The sequence below is a fragment of the Sporichthya brevicatena genome, assembly GCF_039525035.1.
GTDB lineage: Bacteria > Actinomycetota > Actinomycetes > Sporichthyales > Sporichthyaceae > Sporichthya > Sporichthya brevicatena.
The window spans coordinates 1-21,581 of sequence record NZ_BAAAHE010000018.1 but is presented as its reverse complement, the minus strand read 5'-3'; the positions used below and the strand labels follow the sequence as shown (position 1 = coordinate 21,581).

Annotated in this window: 25 protein-coding genes; 11 read left to right on the top strand and 14 right to left on the bottom strand. The window is 71.3% G+C overall.

What is annotated here, in order from left to right:
• Positions 1-2 precede the first annotated feature (2 nt).
• Genes ABD401_RS12085 through ABD401_RS12065 form a run of 5 tightly spaced genes read right to left on the bottom strand, consistent with a single transcriptional unit; the run spans position 3 to position 4,293 of the window.
• The gene (locus ABD401_RS12085; protein ID WP_344604982.1) at positions 3-332 is read right to left on the bottom strand and encodes a PP2C family protein-serine/threonine phosphatase; all 330 of its coding nucleotides are present in this window, start codon (positions 330-332) and stop codon (positions 3-5) included.
• Complete coding sequence (locus ABD401_RS12080; protein ID WP_344604980.1) at positions 218-814, bottom strand: PP2C family protein-serine/threonine phosphatase; 597 nt, start codon at positions 812-814, stop codon at positions 218-220. Before ABD401_RS12080 ends, ABD401_RS12085 begins: the two co-directional genes overlap by 115 nt.
• On the bottom strand, positions 811-1,590 hold the full coding sequence (locus tag ABD401_RS12075; protein ID WP_344604979.1) for a response regulator: 780 nt from the start codon (positions 1,588-1,590) through the stop codon (positions 811-813). Before ABD401_RS12075 ends, ABD401_RS12080 begins: the two co-directional genes overlap by 4 nt.
• A complete protein-coding gene (locus ABD401_RS12070) occupies positions 1,577-3,460 on the bottom strand; it encodes a PAS domain S-box protein (protein WP_344604978.1) in 1,884 nt (627 codons plus the stop codon). Before ABD401_RS12070 ends, ABD401_RS12075 begins: the two co-directional genes overlap by 14 nt.
• A 53-nt stretch (positions 3,461-3,513) precedes the next feature.
• On the bottom strand, positions 3,514-4,293 hold the full coding sequence (locus ABD401_RS12065) for an alpha/beta fold hydrolase (protein WP_344604977.1): 780 nt from the start codon (positions 4,291-4,293) through the stop codon (positions 3,514-3,516).
• 106 nt (positions 4,294-4,399) lie between these two features.
• Here ABD401_RS12065 and ABD401_RS12060 point away from each other — a divergent pair, with 106 nt between their 5' ends.
• Both ABD401_RS12060 and katG read left to right on the top strand, forming a co-directional pair.
• The gene (locus tag ABD401_RS12060; RefSeq protein ID WP_344604976.1) at positions 4,400-4,852 is read left to right on the top strand and encodes a Fur family transcriptional regulator; all 453 of its coding nucleotides are present in this window, start codon (positions 4,400-4,402) and stop codon (positions 4,850-4,852) included.
• 54 nt (positions 4,853-4,906) lie between these two features.
• Entirely contained in the window at positions 4,907-7,093 is a 2,187-nt protein-coding gene (gene katG, locus ABD401_RS12055) for a catalase/peroxidase HPI (protein ID WP_344604975.1), read from the top strand.
• Positions 7,094-7,177: 84 nt separating this feature from the next.
• On the opposite strand, the gene ABD401_RS12050 is transcribed toward katG, so the two are convergent.
• Together ABD401_RS12050 and ABD401_RS12045 are read right to left on the bottom strand one after the other, a co-directional pair.
• Positions 7,178-7,852, bottom strand: coding sequence for a hypothetical protein (locus ABD401_RS12050; protein WP_344604974.1), 675 nt, complete (start codon positions 7,850-7,852; stop codon positions 7,178-7,180).
• Positions 7,849-8,361 carry a SigE family RNA polymerase sigma factor gene (locus ABD401_RS12045; RefSeq protein WP_344604973.1) on the bottom strand — a complete coding sequence of 171 codons (513 nt, stop codon included), beginning with the start codon at positions 8,359-8,361 and terminating at the stop codon, positions 7,849-7,851. The genes ABD401_RS12050 and ABD401_RS12045 overlap by 4 nt, the downstream gene beginning before the upstream one ends.
• Before the next feature lie 140 nt (positions 8,362-8,501).
• Here ABD401_RS12045 and ABD401_RS12040 point away from each other — a divergent pair, with 140 nt between their 5' ends.
• Together ABD401_RS12040 and ABD401_RS12035 are read left to right on the top strand one after the other, a co-directional pair.
• A complete protein-coding gene (locus ABD401_RS12040; protein WP_344604971.1) occupies positions 8,502-8,882 on the top strand; it encodes a hypothetical protein in 381 nt (126 codons plus the stop codon).
• A gap of 35 nt (positions 8,883-8,917) precedes the next feature.
• A complete protein-coding gene (locus tag ABD401_RS12035; protein WP_344604970.1) occupies positions 8,918-9,325 on the top strand; it encodes a (R)-mandelonitrile lyase in 408 nt (135 codons plus the stop codon).
• A 2-nt stretch (positions 9,326-9,327) separates the two neighbouring features.
• On the opposite strand, the gene ABD401_RS12030 is transcribed toward ABD401_RS12035, so the two are convergent.
• The 3 genes from ABD401_RS12030 to ABD401_RS12020 all read right to left on the bottom strand — a co-directional run bounded on the left by ABD401_RS12030 (position 9,328) and on the right by ABD401_RS12020 (position 13,255).
• The gene (locus ABD401_RS12030; RefSeq protein WP_344604968.1) at positions 9,328-10,413 is read right to left on the bottom strand and encodes a VldE C-terminal domain-containing protein; all 1,086 of its coding nucleotides are present in this window, start codon (positions 10,411-10,413) and stop codon (positions 9,328-9,330) included.
• Positions 10,414-10,670: 257 nt separating this feature from the next.
• Positions 10,671-11,579 (bottom strand): hypothetical protein, encoded by a 909-nt coding sequence (locus ABD401_RS12025; RefSeq protein WP_344604966.1) that lies wholly within the window; start codon positions 11,577-11,579, stop codon positions 10,671-10,673.
• Entirely contained in the window at positions 11,576-13,255 is a 1,680-nt protein-coding gene (locus ABD401_RS12020; RefSeq protein ID WP_425566121.1) for an N-6 DNA methylase, read from the bottom strand. Before ABD401_RS12020 ends, ABD401_RS12025 begins: the two co-directional genes overlap by 4 nt.
• 207 nt (positions 13,256-13,462) lie before the next feature.
• On the opposite strand from ABD401_RS12020, the gene ABD401_RS12015 reads away from it, so the two are divergent.
• Positions 13,463-14,320 carry an LPXTG cell wall anchor domain-containing protein gene (locus ABD401_RS12015; RefSeq protein ID WP_344604964.1) on the top strand — a complete coding sequence of 286 codons (858 nt, stop codon included), beginning with the start codon at positions 13,463-13,465 and terminating at the stop codon, positions 14,318-14,320.
• A 158-nt stretch (positions 14,321-14,478) separates the two neighbouring features.
• On the opposite strand, the gene ABD401_RS12010 is transcribed toward ABD401_RS12015, so the two are convergent.
• Complete coding sequence (locus tag ABD401_RS12010) at positions 14,479-14,811, bottom strand: hypothetical protein (protein ID WP_344604963.1); 333 nt, start codon at positions 14,809-14,811, stop codon at positions 14,479-14,481.
• Between the two features lie 139 nt (positions 14,812-14,950).
• Between ABD401_RS12010 and ABD401_RS12005 the strand changes: the two genes are divergently transcribed.
• Together ABD401_RS12005 and ABD401_RS12000 are read left to right on the top strand one after the other, a co-directional pair.
• Positions 14,951-15,481 (top strand): peptidylprolyl isomerase, encoded by a 531-nt coding sequence (locus ABD401_RS12005; RefSeq protein ID WP_344604962.1) that lies wholly within the window; start codon positions 14,951-14,953, stop codon positions 15,479-15,481.
• Position 15,482: 1 nt separating this feature from the next.
• Positions 15,483-16,454, top strand: coding sequence for a rhomboid family intramembrane serine protease (locus ABD401_RS12000; protein WP_344604961.1), 972 nt, complete (start codon positions 15,483-15,485; stop codon positions 16,452-16,454).
• Positions 16,455-16,477: 23 nt separating this feature from the next.
• On the opposite strand, the gene ABD401_RS11995 is transcribed toward ABD401_RS12000, so the two are convergent.
• Positions 16,478-16,723, bottom strand: coding sequence for a cell division protein CrgA (locus ABD401_RS11995; protein WP_344604960.1), 246 nt, complete (start codon positions 16,721-16,723; stop codon positions 16,478-16,480).
• A 92-nt stretch (positions 16,724-16,815) separates the two neighbouring features.
• Here ABD401_RS11995 and ABD401_RS11990 point away from each other — a divergent pair, with 92 nt between their 5' ends.
• The 4 genes from ABD401_RS11990 to ABD401_RS11975 are packed head-to-tail and all read left to right on the top strand — an operon-like array spanning position 16,816 to position 19,117.
• Positions 16,816-17,550, top strand: a complete 735-nt coding sequence (locus tag ABD401_RS11990) for a DUF881 domain-containing protein (protein WP_344604959.1) — start codon at positions 16,816-16,818, stop codon at positions 17,548-17,550.
• On the top strand, positions 17,547-18,284 hold the full coding sequence (locus ABD401_RS11985; protein ID WP_344604958.1) for a class E sortase: 738 nt from the start codon (positions 17,547-17,549) through the stop codon (positions 18,282-18,284). The genes ABD401_RS11990 and ABD401_RS11985 overlap by 4 nt, the downstream gene beginning before the upstream one ends.
• Positions 18,285-18,291: 7 nt before the next feature.
• Positions 18,292-18,462, top strand: coding sequence for a hypothetical protein (locus tag ABD401_RS11980; RefSeq protein ID WP_344604956.1), 171 nt, complete (start codon positions 18,292-18,294; stop codon positions 18,460-18,462).
• A 16-nt stretch (positions 18,463-18,478) separates the two neighbouring features.
• Positions 18,479-19,117, top strand: coding sequence for an aminodeoxychorismate/anthranilate synthase component II (locus tag ABD401_RS11975; RefSeq protein ID WP_344604954.1), 639 nt, complete (start codon positions 18,479-18,481; stop codon positions 19,115-19,117).
• A 33-nt stretch (positions 19,118-19,150) separates the two neighbouring features.
• Here the strand turns inward: ABD401_RS11975 and pknB are convergent, their stop codons facing one another.
• Positions 19,151-20,941, bottom strand: coding sequence for a Stk1 family PASTA domain-containing Ser/Thr kinase (gene pknB, locus ABD401_RS11970; protein WP_344604952.1), 1,791 nt, complete (start codon positions 20,939-20,941; stop codon positions 19,151-19,153).
• Positions 20,938-21,581, bottom strand: a 644-nt coding sequence (locus tag ABD401_RS11965) for a PASTA domain-containing protein (RefSeq protein ID WP_344604950.1), incomplete at its 5' end; no start/stop codon positions are given. The genes pknB and ABD401_RS11965, both read right to left, overlap by 4 nt.

Sequence of the window (21,581 nt, the reverse complement as noted above, 5' to 3'; positions counted from 1 at the left end):
CGTCAGGCGGGTGGGGGAGGCGGGACGCGCAGCACCAGGATCGCAATGTCGTCCCGTGCGCTGGTGCCGGCGAACCGCAGCACCTCGTCCAGCAGGATGCCGGCCGTCTCGGTCGCCGACAGTCCGGCGGACGCCGCGAGGAGCTTCTCGGTCCGCTGGTCGCCGAACTGCTCGTCGCCGTCGCGGGCCTCGGTGACCCCGTCGGTGAACGCCACGATCATGTCGCCGCGCCGCAGTTGCACGGTCTCCTCGAGCAGGCGGATGTCGGGGAACAACCCGAGCAACGACCCCGGCAGTCCGACGCGCTCGACGCGGCCGTCGGCGCGGACCACGACCGGCTGCAGATGGCCGGCCGTGCAGACCGAGAGCCGGACTCCGTCGACGATGCGGGGACGCGCGCGAGCACCACCGTGCAGAAGCGCTCGTCGATGTCGTGCCCGAGCATCGTGTCGTTCAGCCGGCGCAGGATGTGGGCGGGGGACCGCAGATCCGGCGCGACCGCGCGGATCGTGTGCCGGGCGATGGCCGTGATCGCCGCCGCCTCGGCGCCCTTGCCGCACACGTCGCCGAGCGCGAGCATCAGGTCGCTGCGCCCCGCCGGGAAGACGTCGTAGAAGTCGCCGCTGACGTCCTGGCCCTCCCGCGATGGGTGGAAGACCCCGCACAGGTCCAGCCCCTCGGGCGCCGGCAGCACCGGTGGCAGCAGGCTCCGCTGCAGCGTCCGCGCGATCTGCGCGAAGCGGGCGTTGCTCGCCGTCAGTTCCGCGAGGAGCTCGGCGGTCTCGAGTGCTGACAGGTGCTCGGACCCGCTCACGGTTCCGGCACCACCGCGTCGCGGGTCACTTCCGCCCAGACGACCTTGCCTCCGTCGGGCAGCGGCTCCATGCCCCACGCCGAGGTCAGCGCGTTGACCAGGTAGAGCCCGCGGCCGCCCTCCCGGGTGGAACTCGCGTGCCGGGGCTCAGGCGCGCCCGTGCCGGCGTCGGTGACGGCGACGCGCAGGACGTCGGGCAGCAGCGACAGGCGGAGCTCGCCCGGGGACGGGGCGTGCGTGATCGCGTTGGTGACGAGTTCGCTGACCACGATCACCGAGTCACCGTAGAGCTCGGTGACCTCCCAGTCGCTCAGGGTCCGGAACAGGAACCGGCGCGCGGCCGCGACGCACCGCAGCTGCGGCTCGAGCGTGAATTGGGCCTGCCGGCGTGACTCCTGGCGACCGACGGACTCGAGCAGCTTGATCAGGTACTCGAGGTCGGTGTGCTTGAGGACGAACCCGGCGGCGTGCTCGACGAGCCAGGCGCGGTCGACGTTCTCGAGGCCCGAGAAGATGACGACCTTGGTCTCCGGCACCGAGGCGCGGATCTGGATCAGCACCTCCTGTCCGGCGATGTCCGGCAGACCGAGGTCGAGCACGACGACGTCGGGTCGGAGTGCACGCGCGAGCGCCACCGCTTCGGCGCCGTTGCCCGCCTCCCCCACGACTTCGAAGCCACCGTACGTGCGGAGGGAGATCCGCAGCAGCCGACGAATGTCCGGGGCGTCGTCGACCAGAACGACCCGGATGGGTGACGGGGCCTCAGGCAACGTCACGGTCGACCCGGGGGAGTGCGAGGACGAAGGCTCCGGACGGCTGGTCCGCGGTCGGAGGCTCGTACCGCGCCTCGCCCCCGTGCGCCCGGGCCAGCTCGCGGACTATGAACAGCCCGAGACCGGTGCCGGTCCGGCGCTGGCCGGTGGCGAACCGTTGGAACAGTTGCGACCGCTGTTCGGCCGGGACGCCGGCCCCCGCGTCGCTCACGCAGATCTCGACGCCGTCCGCGGTGCCCACGGCCGTCACCTGCACCGGCGGCGTCCCGTGCCGGACCGCGTTGTCGATCAGGTTGTCCACCGCCTGCGCGATCCGGTCGGTGTCGACGTCGACGACGAGGTCCGGCGGAACCGACATGGTGATGCGCGCTCCCGGGTTCGAGCCCTGCGCGCGGGAGACGGCGGCGGCGAGCAGGGGCGCGAGCTCGCTGCTGCTGACCCGGAACTCGACCGTCCCCGACTGCAACCGGGACGCGGTGAGCAGGTCGTCGAGCAGACGGCGCAACCGCAGCGCGCTGCTGCCCATGGACTCGAACAGCTCGGCGCGATCGGTCTCGGTGAGTTCGTCGAAGTGCTCGGACAACAACTTCGCCGACCCGCTCAGCACACTGACCGGCGTGCGGAGTTCGTGAGCCGTGACGGCGAGGAAGTCGGCCTGCTGGTCGGCGGCGTTCTTGAGCTTCCGGTTCATGGCCGCGAGGTGGTTGAGCATCTCCTGACGCTCCGTCATGTCTCGCGTCACCTTGGTGAAGCCGATGTGCCGACCGTCCGCGTCGTGCACCGCGGTGATCACGACGTTCGCCCAGAACCGGGAGCCGTCCTTGCGCAGGCGCCAGCCCTCTTCCTCGTAGCGCCCGTCGCGGATTGCCCATTCGAGCTCGCGTTCGGGGTGCTGTGACTCCTGCTGCTCCGGCGGGTAGAACGCCCGGAAGTGCCGGCCGACGATCTCCTCGGCCGCCCAGCCCTTGATCCGCTGCGCCCCGACGTTCCAGCTCGCGATGATGCCGTCAGTGGTGAGCATGAAAATCGCGTAGTCCTGCACGGCGTCGACGAGGAGTCGGAAGCGTTCCTCGCTCCGGCGCAGTTCCTCCTCGGCCCCGCGCTGCGCCGTGACGTCCTGCATCTGGAGGAACACGTACAGCGGGCGGTTCCGGGAGTCGCGCACGCTGACGAATGTGGCGACCACACTGCGCTCGCCGCCGACCAGGTCGTGCTCGACGCGGACGACGTCCTCGCCGTCGAGGATCCGGCGCAGGGGTTCCGCGACGAGGTCCGCACCGGCGAGGGTGTCGTACCGCAGCCCGACGAGGTCCTTCACCGAGCGGCCGACCAGGTCGGCGAGCGTCCGGTTCACCCGCACGAGATGCCCGCAGAGCGTCATCGTCGCCATCCCGATCGCAGCGTCCTCGAAGACCTCGCGGAACCGCTCGAGATGTTCGGCGAGCACGGCGGCGTCGAGCCGGTCGGTCTGCGCCGCCAGGGTGGGGGAGACAGGCACCGGACCGGTGGACACTGCATCGAGCAAGGTCTCCACCAAGTCGGTCAGGGACGCGGACTTCTCGAGGAAACCGACCGCGCCGAGGGACCGGGCGCGATCCGCCAGACCCTGTTCGGCAAACCCCGTGAACATGACCACGCGACTGGTCGGGCAAACCTCCCGGATCCTGGGAAGGGCCTGAAGGCCGTCCATGCGGGGCATCGAGACGTCGAGCAGCACCAGATCCGGTTGCAGGTCGGCCACGACGTCGACCGCGGCCGCGCCGTCCGCCGCCTCGCCGACCACGGTCAGCTGGTCGGACACCTCGAGCACGGTCCGCACGAGAGCGCGTACCTCGGGTGCGTCGTCGACCACGACGACGCTCGGCAGGACCATGCCGCGGAACGTACCCGGGTCGTGGGGTCTTCTATCCCGGAACGGCCGGGTGTTCAGCTCCCGGTCAGGCGCTCCACGAGGGGAAGCAGGGCAGCCGGGTCGGCGACGTGGGCGCTGTGCCCCAGACCGGGCAGGATGACCGGCTCCGCCACCAACTCCGCCAGGTGCTCGCGCGGCGACATGGGGTCACCTTCGCCCGCGGCCAGCGTGACCGGGACGCCGCGCTCGGCGGTCGTCGCCAGCCACCCCGTCATGTCGGGGGCGCCCACGGTCAGCACGCGCAGGTCGAACCCGAGCCGCCACGCGTCGCGGACCGGGTGCACCAGGGAGTCGACCTCCGGCGCGTCGAGGGGGAACAACCCCGCGACACCCGCGGCCTTCACCGCACGCTCGGCCGCCTCCTCCCGCGTCGCGCACACCTGCGCCCCACGGGCGGCGAGCGCCTGGACGCCGGCAAGTTCCTGCTCGGTCCAGCGCACCTTGATGCCGACGCCGACGACCCCGCTGACGGTGACGCCGTAGTCGCCCGCCGCCAGGGCGAGTCCGATCGCCCCGCCGAGCGAGTGGCCGAGGACGGCCACGCGGCTGCCGGGGGAGAGGACGCCCGCCGCGGCGGCCGCGAGCGAGTCGTAGGTGTACTCGCCCTCGGGGTCCGGGCCCGAGCGGCCGTGGCCGGGGAGGTCGGGGGCGACCCACGACCCGGGCCAGACCTTCGCGAGGTGCTCGGCCAGCGGGTTCCACAGGGCGCCGGACCCTCCCATGCCGTGCAGGAGCAGGAGGGTGGGGGCACCGGACCCACCGCGGTCGACGTGGAGTGCGGAAGGCGTCGTCACGGATTCGATCCTGCCAAAGCGGACGCCTCCGCAGGGCACTGTGAGGTCGGCCGCGCCGCACCAACCTTTCTTGACTGTTTCAAGAAAAGGGACAAGACTCGGGGGCGTGGCGACGATCTTGGATTTCCCCCAGATGCTGCGCGAGGCCACGCTCCGCGTCACCCGCCCGCGGGTGGCCGTGCTGCGCGCGGTGTACGCCCACCCGCACGCCGACACCGATTCGATCATCCGCGCGGTCCGGGTCGAGCTCCCCGAGGTCTCGCACCAGGCCGTGTACGACTCGCTCCACACGCTGACCGACGCCGGTCTCGTCCGGCGGATCCAACCGGCCGGCTCCGTGGCCCGCTACGAGTCGCGGGTGGGGGACAACCACCACCATGTCGTCTGCCGCTCCTGCGGCACCGTCGCCGACGTCGACTGCGCGGTGGGGGAGACTCCCTGCCTCACCGCGTCGGACGACCTCGGCTTCGTCCTCGACGAGGCCGAGGTCATCTACTGGGGCCTGTGCCCCTCGTGCGCACCCGACGCACGCCGGAGTTACTCCGGCACCACGACGTGAGCTCGAAACACGACCGCTCAAATCGCCCGGAAACACATAGGAAGAAGGACCCTCGTGTCTGAGTCGGAAAACCCGAAGTTGGCCTCACCGACCCCGAAGACGGCCAGGCCCCGCACCAACAAGGACTGGTGGCCCGACCAGATCGACCTGTCGGTGCTGCACACGAACTCGCCGGCGTCCAACCCGCTGGGTGAGGACTTCGACTACGCCAAGGCGGTCGAGAGCCTCGACTACGAGGCGGTCAAGCGCGACGTCATCGCCGTGATGCACGACTCGAAGGACTGGTGGCCCGCGGACTACGGCCACTACGGCCCGCTGTTCATCCGCATGACGTGGCACGCCGCGGGGACGTACCGCATCGAGGACGGCCGCGGTGGCGCCGGTGGCGGTCAGCAGCGCTTCGCGCCGCTCAACTCCTGGCCGGACAACGGCAACCTGGACAAGGCCCGCCGTCTGCTCTGGCCGGTGAAGCAGAAGTACGGCAACGCGCTCTCCTGGGCCGACCTGCTGGTGCTCGCCGGCAACGTCGCCATGGAGGACATGGGCTTTAAGACCTTCGGCTTCGCGTTCGGTCGTCCGGACGTGTACGAGCCCGAGGAGGTCAACTGGGGCCCGGAGGACACCTGGCTCGGCGACGAGCGCTACAGCGGCGACGGCCCGCTCGACATGCCGGAGGACCCGTTCGGCAACGTCTCCATGGGTCTGATCTACGTCAACCCGGAGGGCCCGGCCGGCAAGCCCGACCCGCTCGCCTCGGCGCACGACATCCGCCTCACCTTCAGCCGCATGGCGATGAACAGCGAGGAGACCGTCGCTCTCGTCGCCGGTGGCCACACCTTCGGCAAGGCGCACGGCAACGGCGACCCGAACCTCGTCGGCCCGGAGCCTGAGGGCTGCCCGATCCACAGCATGGGCCTCGGCTGGAAGAACGCGAACGGCACCGGCAAGGGCCGTGACACCGTCACCTCCGGCATCGAGGGCGCGTGGACGCCGACGCCGACCCAGTGGGACAACAGCTTCTTCGAGACGCTCTACGGCTACGAGTGGGAGCTGACGAAGAGCCCCGCGGGTGCGTGGCAGTGGAAGCCGGTCGGCAACACCGGCGACGGGACCGTGCCGGACGCGCACGACCCGAACATCAAGCACGCGCCGATGATGACCACGGCCGACATGGCGCTCCGGATGGACCCGGAGTTCGACGCGATCTCCCGCCGGTTCAAGGACAACCCGGACGAGTTCGCCGACGCCTTCGCGCGCGCCTGGTACAAGCTGCTCCACCGTGACATGGGTCCGGTCTCGCGCCTGAAGGGCCCGTGGGTCCCGCCGGCGCAGATCTGGCAGGACCCGGTCCCGGCGCAGGAGGGTGCCCTCATCGGCGACGCGGAGATCGCGGCGCTGAAGGAGAAGGTCCTCGGCTCCGGCCTGTCGGTCTCGCAGCTGGTCTCGACGGCGTGGGCCGCGGCGTCCAGCTTCCGTCGTACGGACAAGCGCGGTGGCGCCAACGGCGGTCGCATCCGCCTCGAGCCGCAGCGCAACTGGGAGGTCAACGACCCGAGCGAGCTGGCCAAGGTTCTCGCTCGCCTCGAGGAGATCCAGGCCGAGTTCAACGCGACCAGCAACGCCAAGGTCTCGTTCGCGGACCTGGTCGTCCTCGCCGGCACCGCCGCGGTGGAGAAGGCGGCCAAGGACGGCGGCGTGGAGATCACCGTGCCGTTCACCCCGGGCCGCACCGACGCCACCCAGGACATGACCGACGTCGAGTCCTTCTCGGTGCTCGAGCCGAAGGCGGACGGGTTCCGGAACTACCAGCGCGCGGGCGACAAGGTCGGCGCCGAGACCCGTCTGCTCGACAAGGCGTTCATGCTGAGCCTGTCCGCCCCGGAGATGAGCGTGCTCGTCGGCGGTCTGCGGGTGCTCGGTGCGAACTACCGCGGCTCGAAGCTCGGCGTGCTCACCGATCGCGTCGGTGTCCTGAGCAACGACTTCTTCGTCAACCTGCTCGACCCGGACACCGAGTGGTCGACCGGCACGGCCGAGGGCGTCTACCAGGGCAAGAACTACCAGACCGGCGAGGTCAAGTGGGAGGCCACCGCGGCCGACCTGGTCTTCGGTGGCAACTCGATCCTGCGCGCCACCGCCGAGGTCTACGGCCAGAACGACGCGAAGGAGAAGTTCGTCAAGGACTTCGCCGCCGCGTGGAGCAAGGTCATGGACCTCGACCGGTACGACGTGCACAGCTGATCTGCTGAAGCAGCATCAGAACTGACCTAGCTTCAGACGAAGGGCCCCTGGGTGTCACCCAGGGGCCCTTCGCATGTGCGGACCTCAGCCGCGGCCGGCCTGAGCGTCGCCGGTGACGGTGACGCCGGCCGCGAAGGCCGCCATCTGCTCGTCGGTGAACTCCTGAGTGTCCGGCCACTGCACGACGAGGTTGTTCCCCTTCGCGTCGGTCCAGTGCAGCTGGCCGTAGCCGTCGCCCATGCGGCTCAGGACACCGGTGCGGTCGCCGACCGCGACCTCGGTGCCCTCCCAGGGGCCGGTCGCGTCCTGGGACTCGAGCATCACGGCGATCTTCCCCTCGAACACGTCGAGCGAGGGATCGGCGCCGGACGGTGGGACGACCAGCAGCACGTACTCGTTGACGCCCTGCACCTTCCAGCCCTCCGGGACGGTCCGGACCGTGAAGCCCTCCGGTTGCCGGCCGGAGTACGCCACGAACTGGATCGCGGACGCGGTGGAGGTACCGAGGTCCACCGCCGGCGCCGCGACGGCGGGCGGGGCGGGGGTCGAGGACCCGTCGAGCGCGCCGGTGCTCGCGAGGACCAGGCCGCCGACCACCGCGAGCGCAAGGGTGCCGTTGGTGACGAGCGTCAGGCGCCGGCGGCGCAGGGCCGAGCGACCGCGGGTGAGGTCACCGGTGACGTCGAGGTCGTGCGCCGGTCGCGGGGCGCCGGCGACGGAGTCGAGCATCGAACGAAGGTCGGAGTGGGACTGGTTCATCGGGGTCCTCCGGCAGGGAGAAAGTGGGGTTCGAGAAGTTCGCGGAGCTTGGCGACCCCCCGGGACGCCTGGCTCTTGACGGTGCCGGCGCGACAGCCCAGAGCGGCAGCCGCGGTCTCGGCGTCGAGGTCCATCCAATGCACGAGGACCACGGCGGCCCGCATGCGCGGGGGCAGGGCGGCGAGCGCGTCCCGGATCCGCGAGTCGGCGAGCTCGGGGCCGGCGGGGGCGGGGTGCTCGGGGAGCGCGTCGGTCAGGCTCTCCGGGCGGCGCTTGCGGCGCCGGCTCTCGTCGATCACCGCGTGCACGAGCGTGCGGTGCAGGTACGCGTCGCGGGTCATGGGCCGCACGCGCGGCCAGGCGACGTAGAGCTTGGTGAGCGCGATCTGGACGAGGTCCTCCGCCAGGTGGCCGTCCCCCGCGGCCAGCAGGGTGGCGGTCCGGACCAGGGCGGGGCGACGGTCCTGCACGTACGCCCGGAACTCGTCGTCGCGCCGATCAACTTTCATTCCGTGGGGCCTTCCGGTCGGCGGGTCGTGCCCTGACTACGCCGGGGACGGCCGATTTGGTTGCATCCCGATCCACATTCCGATCGACCTCACGTTCATGGTGGCCCGCCCGAACGGCCGCGGCTGGCTAATGTGCAGATGTGGAGGAGAACAACGCGCGCCGGATCGTGGACCAGCTTCGGGAGCGCGGCATCAACGCGCAGATGCACATCAGCTCCACCGGGCGGTACGGCTACGGCATCCGGATCAACCTGCCCGACGGCCGTGAGGCGAACTGGGACACCGACGGCACCGCCGGCCTCGAGGCCCAGGTGATGCGCAACGGGATGTTGGTCGGATTCGTCCCGAAGATCGAGGGTTCCGAGGACTACACCGACGAGCAGGTCATCGACGCGATCGCCCGCACTGACTACGACAAGCCGATCGCGACCCAGCGCAAGACCGCCCCGCCACCCGCGCCGCCGCTGCGGCGCGAGGGCGGCGTGTTCCGCCGGTTCCTCGGCGGCTTCCGCGAGCACTGACCCGTCCCCGGCGCCGACGGGGGTAGCGTCCGGACATGACCAGTCCCTACAACGCCCCCAGCGGCTCCACCGCCCGTGGGCCCGAGTCGTGGTTCCGCGGCGACGTCTTCGTCGACTCGCTCGTGACCGGTGACAACACCCCCGGCTCGATCGCGATGCTCAAGGTCCGCTTCGCTCCCGGCGCGCGCACGCACTGGCACAGCCACCCGGCCGGCCAGGCACTGCACGTGGTCGACGGCGTCGGCCGGACGCAGGACCGCGGCGGCCCGGTACGGGAGATCCGCAACGGTGACTCCGTCGACGTCCGACCCGGCATGTGGCACTGGCACGGCGCCGGCCCGGACACCTTCATGACCCACATCGCCGTCCAGATCGGCGATCACGACGGGGTCTACACGGTCTGGGGCGACCCGGTCACCGACGAGGAGTACCTGGGGCGGTAGCCCTAGCGCCGCCACCACCAGTCGTCGTCCCCGCCGTCCCCGCCGTTCCAGTCGCCGCCCCCGCCGTCCCCCGGCCCGGGCTCGGGGTCGGGCAGAGCGACGATCCGACGGATCGTCACGTCGACCGCACCGCTGTTGTTCTTCGGCGTGCTGTCGGTGAGCGAGTACCGGATCGCGTCGGTGCCGCGCGGTGACAGGGTCGCGGAGTAGGTGTGGTTGACGGTGTTGCAGCCGTTCAGCGACGGCACCGTCGGCGTCAGGTTCCGGACGCCGGAGAGTTGCAGACCCTCCTTGCGCACCCACTGGCCGCTCTTGGTCTTCTGACAGACCGCGTCGGCCACCTGGAAGTCCTTCTTGCCGTAGCGCCAGGTCCCGGACGCGGTCACCGTGTACAGCAGACCGTTGCCGAGCAGCTTTCCGCCGTACTTCTGGCCCTGGTTCGCCTTCACCTTGAACTTCCACGGCTTGGTCAGGCTGTCGTAGAGCGGCAGCGGCGGACCCATCTCCGTCGCGACGTTGCCGGTCCAGAACGAGGTCTTCTTGTACGCGCCGGCCCAGCCGAACGAGAAGTGGACGTGGTCCTGGTGGCAGGACGTCTTCCCGGAGCAGGAGTAGGGGCCCCACTCGCCGGTGTAGGAACGCCACATCTTCTTGTCCCAGATGATGTACATGATCCCGAGGCGCCGGGCGTTCGCGAACTCGTTGCCGAACTGGTCGGGCTTGAGCAGCCAGTTGAGCAGGCTCTCCGCCTTCTTGCGCTCCTTCTTGTTCCACACGCGCACGCCCCAGTCCCAGGCGCGACCGTCGGCGTGCTCGCTGGTGTGGCTCGACGAGCACGACCGGACCTCACTGGCCGAACGCGTGCCCTTGTAGTTCTTGAGCACCATCGAGCGGAACGCCTTCACGCCGGGCTGCATGTTCTTCTTGCACAGGAACTGCGCCTGGTAGCTCGCGGGCGCCTCGATCGCGGGACTGGTGAGCCGGCTCTTCGGCATCGCGGCGTCGGCGGTCGGGGTCGACAGTCCGACGGCGGCGGAGAGGGCGACGGCCAGGGCGGAGAAGCGGAGTGCGGTCGTACGGGAGCGCATGCGGGAACATCCCTCCTGGCCGCGCGGGATTCACCGGGCGCGGACAGCGAAAAGAGAAGGTGGCCGGACGTCAGACGGCGCGGGACCAGGTACGTCCGCTCATCGGGGGCCTCCGAACTGCTGGCGGGTGAGGACTCGCAGCAGATGTCGTCGCGACGCGCCGTGAACTTGAGAAAATGACGGCCCATCAGCAGAACGGCCGACGGGCAAAGGGGATGCCGGGGGCGCTAGTCGGGCAACCGGCCGGCGATTCGCGCTCAGTCGAAGTCGAGATCGAGCGCGCCTTCGTCCTCCCGAATGCGCAGAGTGCGCCGTTCGCGCAGTCCGCGCACGGCGACGTGGTGCTGAATCGGCGTCACGGCGAGCACGGCGTCGACCATGCGCGCGAGGAACTGCGGAGCGGCGACGTCCTCGGGCACGGCTTCGTGCACGATGCGGACGCAGCTGTCCGCGGCGTCCCAGTCGACGAGGACCAGGCCGGTCGCGGTGTAGCCGTTGCCCGCGCCGGCCCCGACGGGCAGGTCGCGCAGTTTGCGCATCATGTCCACCGTGCGCTCGAAGGCCTCGGGCTCGGTCCGCAGCACGGTGGCGCGTTGGACGAAGAAGAATCCGACGGCGGCGAGCGGGTAACGGGCGCGGAGGTTGCCGGCGTCGCCGTACGCCTCCTCGAACCGGTTCGGCAGGTTCTTGCCGAAACCGGAGACCTGGCTCTTCGTGCTGATCAGCAGTTCGGGCCCGCGGTCCCACCGCGAGATGAGGACGTCGACCTGCTTCTCGTAGGCCCGCCCGAGCACCCGCGCCGAGGTGGGTGCGATCGAGGGCATCTTGAGGATGCGCTCGCGGAGTTCGTCGGCGAGCTTCACCGGTAGCCGGTTCAGCAGCTCGGCGACCTCGCGGGGCAGGATGCGGGGCTGACCGGCCCGCGGCCACACCTCGTCCGGGCTGAAGCCGGCCCGCCGCAGTTCGTGGGCCAGCCAGGCGTCCACGGCGAGGGCGAAACGCCCGGTCGACGGCGCGGAACCTTCGCGGACCGGGACCGAGAGCAGCTGCTCGAGCAGCTCGAAGTCCGGCGCGTAGACCGGTGGCTTGTCGCGGTCGTGCTGCCAGGGGTCGCTGTGCCGCCGCGCGGCGAGCAGCGGCTCGAGCGCGCTGAGCCCGTCCTTCACGACGAGGCTCCGCGGCTCCGGGCGGCGCGCCGGTCGGCCAGGGCCTGACGTGCCGTCACCAGCGCGGCCAGATCAGCCGGCGGAATGCCGGCGGCGTCGCCGAGCAACGCCGCGTCGACGAGGTGCGTCGCTTCCGGACGCCGACCGCTCGCCAGCAGCCGATCGACGGTCGGGCGCATCGCTCGCAGGGCCGGAGCCGCCGCCGCGACGAGAGCCGCGGACGGCACCGGCAGCGCGTCCGCCTCGCGCGGCTCGAGCTTCAGGACGCCACCGCCGTACGCCCGGCCCACCGTCTCGGCGCCGATCAGCGTGAGCGTGTTCAGCGCGGCCAGTGGCAACAGCTCGGCGCCCAGGCGCCGCACACCGGGCCGCAGATACACGCCGTGGACGCTGTTGAGGTGGTGCACCCGCGCCCGGTTGCCGGTCAGCTGCGGGTGGTCGGCATTCATGTAGGTCAGGAGCAGATCGGCCGGCGGAACCAGCGGCACCCGCCACCACGGCTGCCGCACCCGGCACTTGTACGCGGTCGGGACGCCCTCCTGCTCGCCCGCGGCGATGTAGGCCGCGGCGGCCGGTGAGGGCTCGCCGGCCGGCCGGAACAGCCAGGTCCGGGCCCCGGCCGAACCGAGTGCGCGCCAGGCGGCCGTGGTGAAGGCCGGGCCCCGCAGGTGGCGACTGCCGGGCGGGGAGATCGGCACGAGGTCGGTCTCGGTCAACCCGAGGTCCTCGACCTGACGCGGAGTCAGGGCGAACCAGCGGTTGTTGCCGGTCACGGCGCCGAGCGTCGTCTCGCCCCAGCCGTGCAGGGTGTCGAAGGCGGATCCGGCGGTCAGGTCGGCGTACAGGTCCCGGGCCCGGCCGGGCAGCAGGGCCGCCGTCCACTTCGCCGACGACGCGGGCGGGGCCCACGTGGTCTCGGCGCCCGCGGCGGCGGCGAGCTCGTCGAGGCCGTGCACCTGCAGCAGCTCGCAGTGCGAGGCCGGTCCTTCGCCCTCGGCGAGGAGCAGGACGACCTCCGCCATCACGCCGGGGAAGACCCGCTCGGTGAAGAGCACCAGCCGCACCCGGCCGAAGCGGCGCATCAGGAAGCTGCGGACCTCGGCGGCGTAGTTGACGCTGAGCAGCTCGGCCGGCAGCACCAGACCGAGGCGGCCGCCGGGGCGGAGGAACTCGGCGGCGTGGACGGTGAACGCCGCCCAGGAGGAGGCCAGCCGCGTCAGCGACACCCCGGCGCTGAGGGCGGCGCGCCGTCCCGTCGCCCGGGCCGGCCCGGCGAAGGCCTGATAGCGGACGTACGGCGGATTGCCGACGACGGCGTCGAACTGCGGTGCGGCGGGGGTGTCGAGGAAGTCGCCCACGGTGATGGCGGCCCGGTGCCCGGCGTCGGCCAGGACGGCCTCGGCCGCCCGGGCGCTGCCCTCGTGGAGTTCGTGCCCGGACAGGTCCGGCGCGGTCGCGCCGAGCCCCTCCAGGCGCCGGGCGGCGGCGAGCAGGAACGCCGCCTCGCCGCAGCTGGGCTCGAGCACGCGGTCGGCTCCGGACCGGATCGCCCACGCCACGACGTAGTCGCACAGCGCCGCCGGGGTGAAGAACGCACCCCGGGCCTTCCGGTGCGCGGCGGAGTCGGCTCCGGCGAGGGGGCCGTCCGGCACGCCGGCGGGCACGGTCAGGGTCACGCTCGCGACGGTAACGGCCGCCACCGACGACGTCGGCTCCGCCCCGCCGGACGTTGGTCCGGTCGCGCCCCGCCCTTGGGCCCGGGGTGACGGGACCTACGTCCCGACTTGTCCTTTTCGCGGAACCAAATCCGACCCTTCCGACTCCAACACGTACTGCCGGACGGGACATACCCGTCGCACGTCGAGAAAGCCGAGAAAGAGCCGATGAAGCACACCCACCGCACCCGTTCCCAGATTGCTCGCGCCACCGCCGGTGCCGGCGTGGCGGCGGGTCTCGTGGTGCTGTCCCTGACCTCCGCCGGCGCTGCGGTCGCCGCGTCGAAGTCCTCGGGCACGATCAAGATCCACGGGGTGGGCACGGCGGACACCGACAACAGCAACGAGCCGAAGGTCTGCGCCTTCACCATCGTCGGCGACGGCTTCGACGCGGACGAGAGCGTGACGTACTCGATCGTCTCGGGCCCGCCGTGGAACAGCGGCGCCCCCGTGGTCCACACCGGCACCTACGTCGCTGACCCCGCCGGCTCCTGGTCCTCGGCCGTCATCTCCCTGCCGGACGGTCACTACAAGGCGACCCTCCTCGATGGCGAGACCAACAAGGAGAAGGTGTTCAAGGTCGAGTGCCCCGCCGTCACGGACCCGGACCCGGGCACGGACCCCGGTACGACGGACCCGGACCCCGGCACCGGGTCGAGTGGTGACCCGGACCCGGGCACCGACCCGGGCACCGACCCGGGGACGATCGACCCGGACCCGGGCACGGACCCGGGCACGGACCCCGGGACGATCGACCCGGACCCCGGCACGGACCCGACGATCGACACGGTCGTGACCCCGGGGACCCCGGTGGGCGACGGTGACGGCACCGGCTCGGGCACGCCGGCCGAGGAGACCGACGACCAGGTCACCGAGGAGGACGACGCCGTCCAGGGGTCGTTCGAGGAGCACCCGGACGCCCTGCCGGCGACCGGTGCCTCGGGCGCCGCGAGCGTCGGGGTGGCGGGGTTGCTGCTGGTGGGTGCGGGCCTCGGCCTGCGCCGCGCGGTGCGCCAGTCCGACTGACCGGCTGACCGCAGGACGTCGGGGGGCGACATGAACTGGAAGTGGAACTAGCGCAGGACAGAAACGAGGCGTGAGCCCCGGTCCAGGGGGACCCGGGGCTCACGCGTCTGTCGGGGCCGGTCCGTTCGCGGGCCGGCCCTTCGGCTTGCTAGGTCGGCCTACGCCGGAACGTCGGCCGAGGGCCGCGAGCCGGCCGGGGTGGCGGTGTCGGCGTGCGCCCAGTCGTCACTCGCGTGCGGGAGCTTCCAGGCGTTCCAGGCCGCGTAGGCGGCCACGGCGACGGCACCCACGATCGCGGCCAGGCGCCAGGGGTGGCGCTGCTTCGGCGGCGACATCAGGCCGGCGCGAGCGGCCAGGTCGACACCGCCGTGCTTGACCTTGGGCAGGACGTCCTCGACCAGGGTGTCCTTGGCCGAGTTCAGGTGCGGCAGCACCTGGTCCGAGAGGTCGGTGGCGGTGCGACGGACCGCCCGTGCGGAGGGCCGGTGCATCGGATTTCTCCTTCGTTCGGAGGCGTTCGTGGTCGAATCCTTCCCGGTCGGGCGGGGTGCAACCGCCTCCGGCCTCCCGGCGAGCCGCGTGCAAGGATGCTGGGTCGGCGGTAGGTGTTCGATCGACGAGAGGGATCCCGTGGCCGAGGAGCTGTTCGCCACCCTGCACACGTCCCTGGGGGACATCACGATTCGGCTGTTCCCGGACCACGCGCCGACGACCGTGCGGAACTTCACCGAGCTCGCGCAGGGCATCCGGGAGTGGACCGATCCGCGGACCGGCGCCAAGAGCACGGAACCGCTTTACAACGGCACGATCTTCCACCGCGTCATCGCCGGCTTCATGATCCAGGGCGGGGACCCGCTCGGCATCGGCACCGGCGGCCCGGGCTACACGTTCAAGGACGAGTTCCACTCGGAGCTGCTCTTCGACCGGCCGTACCTGCTCGCGATGGCGAACGCCGGCCCCGCGACCAACGGCTCCCAGTTCTTCATCACCGTGGCGCCGACGCCGTGGCTGACGATGAAGCACACGATCTTCGGCGAGGTCGCCGACATCGACAGCCGGGACGTCGTCGAGGCGATCGCCGCCGTCGAGACCGGCGAACGCGACCGGCCGCTCACCGACGTCGTGATCGAGAAGGTCATCGTCGAGCGTCGTCAGGCCTGACATGACGGACGGCACGGGATCCGGCGAGACCCCGGTCTGTTACCGGCACCCCGGCCGGGAGACGTATGTCCGGTGCGGCCGCTGTGAGCGGTACATCTGTCCCGACGACATGATCTCGGCGGCCGTCGGGTTCCAGTGCCCCGAGTGCGTCGCGGACGGGCACAAGGGGGTCCGGGAGCCGCGGACCGTCGTCGGTGCTCCCGTGCGCGGGACCGGCAACGGCGCGGTCGTGACGATGGCGATCATCGTCGTCAACGTCCTCATCTTCTTCGCCGTCCAGGGTTCGGACCAACTGCTGAACCAACTCTCCTTGCGCCCGTTCTCCGGCGACGACGACGGGGTGGCCCAGGGCGGCTGGCACCGGTTGCTCACCGCGGCCTTCGTGCACGAGGCGCCGCTCCACATCGCGTTCAACATGCTCGCGCTGTGGCTGTTCGGCCGACCGTTGGAGATGCTGCTCGGACCCGTCCGGTACCTGCTGACCTACCTGCTGTGCGCGCTCGGCGGGTCGACGTTCTCCTACCTGTTCCTGGGGATCTTCGACGGCTCCATCGGCGCCTCGGGTGCGGTGTTCGGCCTGATCGGAGCCCTGCTCGTCGTCGACCGGCAGGTTCGGGCCAATCCGTCCAGCACGGTGATCTTCCTGGCCTTCATGCTGCTCCCCGGCTTCGTCATCGACAACATCGACTGGCGCGGGCACGTCGGTGGCCTGGTCACAGGTGCGCTCCTCGGCGCGCTGTTCGTCTACGCGCCGGCCCGCAACCGGGTGTGGTGGCAGGCGACCGGGTGCCTGGTCCTGGTCGGCGTCTGCCTGGTCGCGGTCCAGCTGCGCACGGAGCGCCTGGAGGACCAGATCCGCGAGGGGCTCTTCTTCAACCTCGGCGCCCCGGCGTCCACGTCGGCAGTTGTCCACACTGGGGACAACGGGTGTGGAGAACTACACCGGTGTAATTCGGGCGTACCGGGCGTCTAGCCGAGCCGGGTAGCGCCCCGGGGTCAGCGCCACTGGGTGGACGTGATGAACCCGCCGGTGATGAACCCGAAGCCCACGAGCAGGTTGTAGTTGTTCAGGCTGCCGATCGGGTAGTCGCCGTTCGAGACGTAGTAGACGACGATCCAGATCAGGCCGAACAGGAACAGGCCGAGCATGAGGGGCGCGACCCACGGCGCGCTCGGGCCGAGGTTCGCCGGCTTCGGCTCCGGCGCGGGCTTGTCCTTCTTGCGGATCCGCGACTTCGGCATGAGGAGCACTCCCGGTGGACGCTTGACGTGCGGTGCTGGTCGACGGGCTGAGTCGTCGGCTCAGTCCTCGGCTCGTCGGCTAGCGTAACCGCATGGCCCGCTCCGGCTGGCGACTTGCCGTCCCCGTCGTCCTCGCGATCGCGGGCCTGTTGTTCGCCATCACCGGCACGACGGCCCGCGGGACCAACCTGCGCTCGGGCGAGAACACGCGGCTGATCGACCTGATCCAGGCCGCGCAGGAGCGCAACGACCGCGCCGCCACCACCGGGAACCGCCTGCGCCGCCAGGTCGAGCGACTCTCCGAGCAGGCCGCGGACCCCCTGGTCCAGCAGGTCCGCAAGGAGGGCGACGCGATCGCCCCCGCCGCCGGCCTCACCCCGGTCAGCGGCGCCGGGATCACCGTCACCCTCGACGACGCCCCGCCGGGCGCGATCGACCGCGCCTACCCCGGGCTCCCCGAGCCGACCGCCGACGACCTGGTCGTCCACCAGCAGGACCTGCAGGCCGTGGTGAACGCCCTGTGGGCCGGGGGTGCCGTCGGCATCAAGCTGATGGACCAGCGGATCATCTCGACCAGTGCCGTCCGGTGCGTCGGCAATGTCCTGATCCTCCAGGACCGTGTGTACTCACCCCCTTACTCCGTGACGGCGGTCGGGGATGTGACGGCCCTCTCCAAGGCGCTGGCTGAGTCTGTGGCCGTTTCGAACTACCGCGAGTACGTGGACGCTTATGGTCTGGGGTGGAAGGTCGAGAAGCACGCGCGCATCACGGTCCCCGCCTACAGCGGTTCCCTGGACCTGCGCTACGCGGAGGTGGACGAGCAGTGACGACAGTGGCCGACGCGCCCCCGCAGGGCCCGCCGCCGCCGCGGCGGAAGCCGTCGCCGTTCCGCGTCGCCGTCCGCAGTACCGGCGAGCTGATGATCACGTTCGGCGTGATCCTGCTGCTCCTCGTCGTGTACCAGCTCTACTGGACCAACCTCGAGGCCGAGCGCCGCGCCGACGGCATCAAGGACGACCTGCGCAGCTCGTGGGTCTCCGGCAAGCCGATCAAGAACGGCGCGCTCGGGATCATGTACATCGAGCGTCTCGGCAAGAAGTGGCAGAAGCCGATCGTCTCGGGCGTCGAGCTCGACGACCTGGCCAAGGGCGTCGGCCACTTCCCGAAGAGCGCGCAGCCCGGCGCCGTCGGCAACTTCGCCGTCGCCGCGCACCGGGCCACCCACGGCGAGCCGTTCGCGTACCTGGACCGGATCCAGCCCGGCGACAAGGTGATCGTCGAGACCAAGACGAACTGGTTCGTCTACGTCGTCGACAAGCAGAAGAACCCGAACCCGGCGCACCCGGCCTGGAAGCTCGTCGACCCGAGCTACGGCGAGGTCGTCCTGCCGGTGCCCGAGCAGCCCGGCGTGAAACCGACGAAGAAGCTGATCACGCTGGTCACCTGCAACCCGCGGTGGGGGTCGAGCACCCGCCTGATCGTGTACGGCCACCTCACGAAGGCCTACCCGAAGCCGGGGCCGCTGCCGGCCGAGCTCGCGTTCACCCAGAAGAAGGCCTGAGTCCCCGATGTACGTCTGGATGTGGCGACACCTGCCCGGGCCGTGGTTCGTGCGGCTCGGGCTGACGGTCGTGCTCGCGTTCCTGGCGCTGTACCTGCTCTTCGAGCACATCTTCCCGTGGGTGGACCCGAAGCTGCCGTTCAACCAGGTCGAGATCGAGGGTGGGGCCGGCCAGTAGGCACGGCAATTACGCTGTGCGGGTGGCCCGCATTCTCGTCGTCGACAACTACGACAGCTTCGTCTTCAACCTGGTCCAGTACCTGCAGCAGCTCGACGCCGAGTGCGACGTGCGCCGCAACGACGCCGTCACGGTCGAGGACGCGGCCTCCTTCGACGGCGTCCTGATCTCACCCGGGCCGGGGACGCCCGAGTCCGCGGGCGTGTGCATCGAGATGGTGCGGCACTGTGCACAGGCGCAGATCCCGCTGTTCGGGGTGTGCCTCGGACTGCAGTCGATCGGCGTCGCGTTCGGGGGGACCGTCAACCGGGCGCCCGAACTTTTGCACGGCAAGACCTCGCAGGTCTTCCACGAGGGCGTCGGCGTGCTCGCCGGGCTGCCGTCGCCGTTCACCGCGACGCGGTACCACTCGCTCGCGATCGACCCCCCGACCGTCCCCGAGTGCCTCGAGGTCACCGGCCGCACCGAGTCCGGCGTGATCATGGCGGCCCGGCACCGCGAGGCCGACGTCGAGGGCGTGCAGTTCCACCCTGAGTCGGTGCTCACCGAGGGCGGGCACCGGATGCTCGCGAACTGGCTCGCCCGCTGCGGCGACCCGGGCGCGGTCGAGCGCTCCGCCGGCCTGGCGCCGGTCGCGCCCCCGCAGGCCGGCTAGTCCGTCCCGGATCCGCCCCGGATCCGCCCGGGCTCAGTCCTGGGTCCGCCCCACGACGTCCTCGGAGCGGCCCTGGACCGCCGGCGGCGCCGGGGTCTCGACCGGTGGCACCGGGGTCGGGTCCACGGCCGGCGTCTCCTCCGGGATCGGCGTCGGGTCCGGGCCCGGGTTGGGGGCGGCCGTCAGCACGAAGGTCACGTTGCTGCCCTTCTGCAGCTGTGTGCCGCCCTCGGGCACCTGCCGGAGCACGTAGCCCGGCGGGTACCGGTCGGAGACCTCCTGGCTCGGCGACGGGACGACGAACCCGGCCTGGGAGACCGTCGCGTACGCCGTGGCGTACGGCTGGCCGACCACGTTCGGGACCTCGACCAGCGGGACGCCGTTGGAGACCACGAGGTCGACCCGGCTGTTGAGCTCGCGCTTGGTGCCGGCCTTCGGGTTGGTCTCGAGGACCTCGTTGTTGGGCCGGTCGGAGTTGCGCCTGGTCACCTTGTTCGGCACCAGGTTCGCGGCTTCGAGCGCCTTGCGGGCGTCGGCCAGCGGCAACCCGACCACGTCGGGCACGGTCGCCCGGACCTCGCCCTGCGAGACGACGATCGTGACCTCGTCGCCACGGGTCAGCGTCGAGGACGCCGCCGGGTCCTGGGAGATGACGCGACCCTCGCTGACGTTCGGGTCGTTCTTGAAGCTGACGACGGGCTTGAGCCCGCGTGACTCCAGCGTCTGCTCGGCCTGTTCCTGGGTGAGGCCCTGGACCAGCGGGACGGCGACCTTCTCGCCCTTGGAGCCCAGCACCTCCTTGCCGACGATGACGCCGAGCACGGCGACGGCGATCACCGCGAGCAGGAGCAGCACCCAACCGAGCGTGCCGCGCCGGCCGCCGTTTCCGGCCGCGACCGGCGGCATGGCCGCGGTCGGCGGGCGGGAGGTGACGAGTTGCTGGGTGACCGCGTCGGTCATGACCGCGGGCGCGGTGATCGGGCGGCCGTCGAGGGCGCGCTCGATGTCCTCGCGCATCTCCGCGGCGGACTGGTACCGGTTCTCCGGGTTCTTCGCCAGCGACTTCAGGACGATCGCGTCCATCGGCGGCGTGACCGCAGGATCGATCAGCGACGGCGGCTTCGGGTTCTCCCGCACGTGCTGGTACGCGACCGAGACCGGGGAGTCGCCGGTGAACGGCGGCTGGCCGGTGAGGAGTTCGTAGAGCAGGCACCCGGCCGAGTACAGGTCGGAGCGGGCGTCGACCTTCTCGCCCTTGGCCTGCTCGGGAGAGAGGTACTGCGCGGTGCCGATCACGGCCGCGGTCGCGGTCATCGTCGCGGAGGCGTCGGCGATCGCGCGGGCGATGCCGAAGTCCATCACCTTGACGGTGCCGGAGCGGGTCAGCATGACGTTGCCGGGCTTGATGTCCCGGTGCACGATCCCGGCCTGGTGGCTGTAGTCCAGGGCCGTCAGGACGCCGGCGACGATCTCCATCGCGCGCTCGGGCAACAGTCGGCGCCCGGAGGCGAGCAGCTCGCGCAGCGTCTGGCCGTCGACGTACTCCATGACGATGTACGGGACCGGGACGCCGTCGGCGTAGTCCTCGCCGGTGTCGTAGACCGACACGATCGCCGGGTTGTTCAGCGACGCCGCGGACTGGGCCTCCTTGCGGAAGCGCTGCTGGAAGGTGGAGTCCAGCGCCAGGTCCGAGCGCAGGGTCTTCACGGCGACGGTGCGCCCGAGCCGGACGTCCTTGCCGAGGCGCACCTCGGCCATGCCGCCCCGACCGAGCACCTCGCCGAGCTCGTACCGCTCGCCGAGGAGCCGAGCCTGCTCTGTCACTGACCGTTCCTTCCCCTGTCGTCACCGGCCCGCAACCCGTCGGGACGCAGCCCCGCGGCGCGCGCTCCCACGGTGGGAGGTTGCGCCACGACACTCACGACGACGGTGTCGCCCACCGGTACCGGGCCGTGCGGCGTGACGTCGGCTACCGTACCCGTCGCCCCGCCCGCGTTGACCTGCTGCTCCCGCACCTTCAGTCCTCGACTTTCCAGGGCGGCCTTCACGTCCGCGTAGGGCTTGCCCACCCAGTCCGCGGGATCGACGAGCACGCTCGGCGGCCCGGAGGACACCCGCAGCTCGACGTCGGTCCCGGTCGAGATCCGTGCTCCGGGTTCCGGCGACTGCGAGAGCACGACACCCGCGGGCACCGAGTCGCTCACCTCGCGCAGCACCTTGGCCCGCAGGCCGCTCGCCTTGAGCGTCTGACCGGCGTCGTACTCCGCGATCCCGGCGAGCGGCGGCACGACCGCGGTCCGGTCCTCCGAGTCGGTCAGCCACAGCGCCGTCAACCCACCCGCGCACAGCACGCCCACCGCCACGAGGACGGCGGGCCGCCGGACCAGCGGCGCCGGCGGCTTGCGGCGGCGTCCGGGGGCCCGGTGGCTCGGAGCGCGGCGCCCGGGCGCCGGTGCGCCCGGGG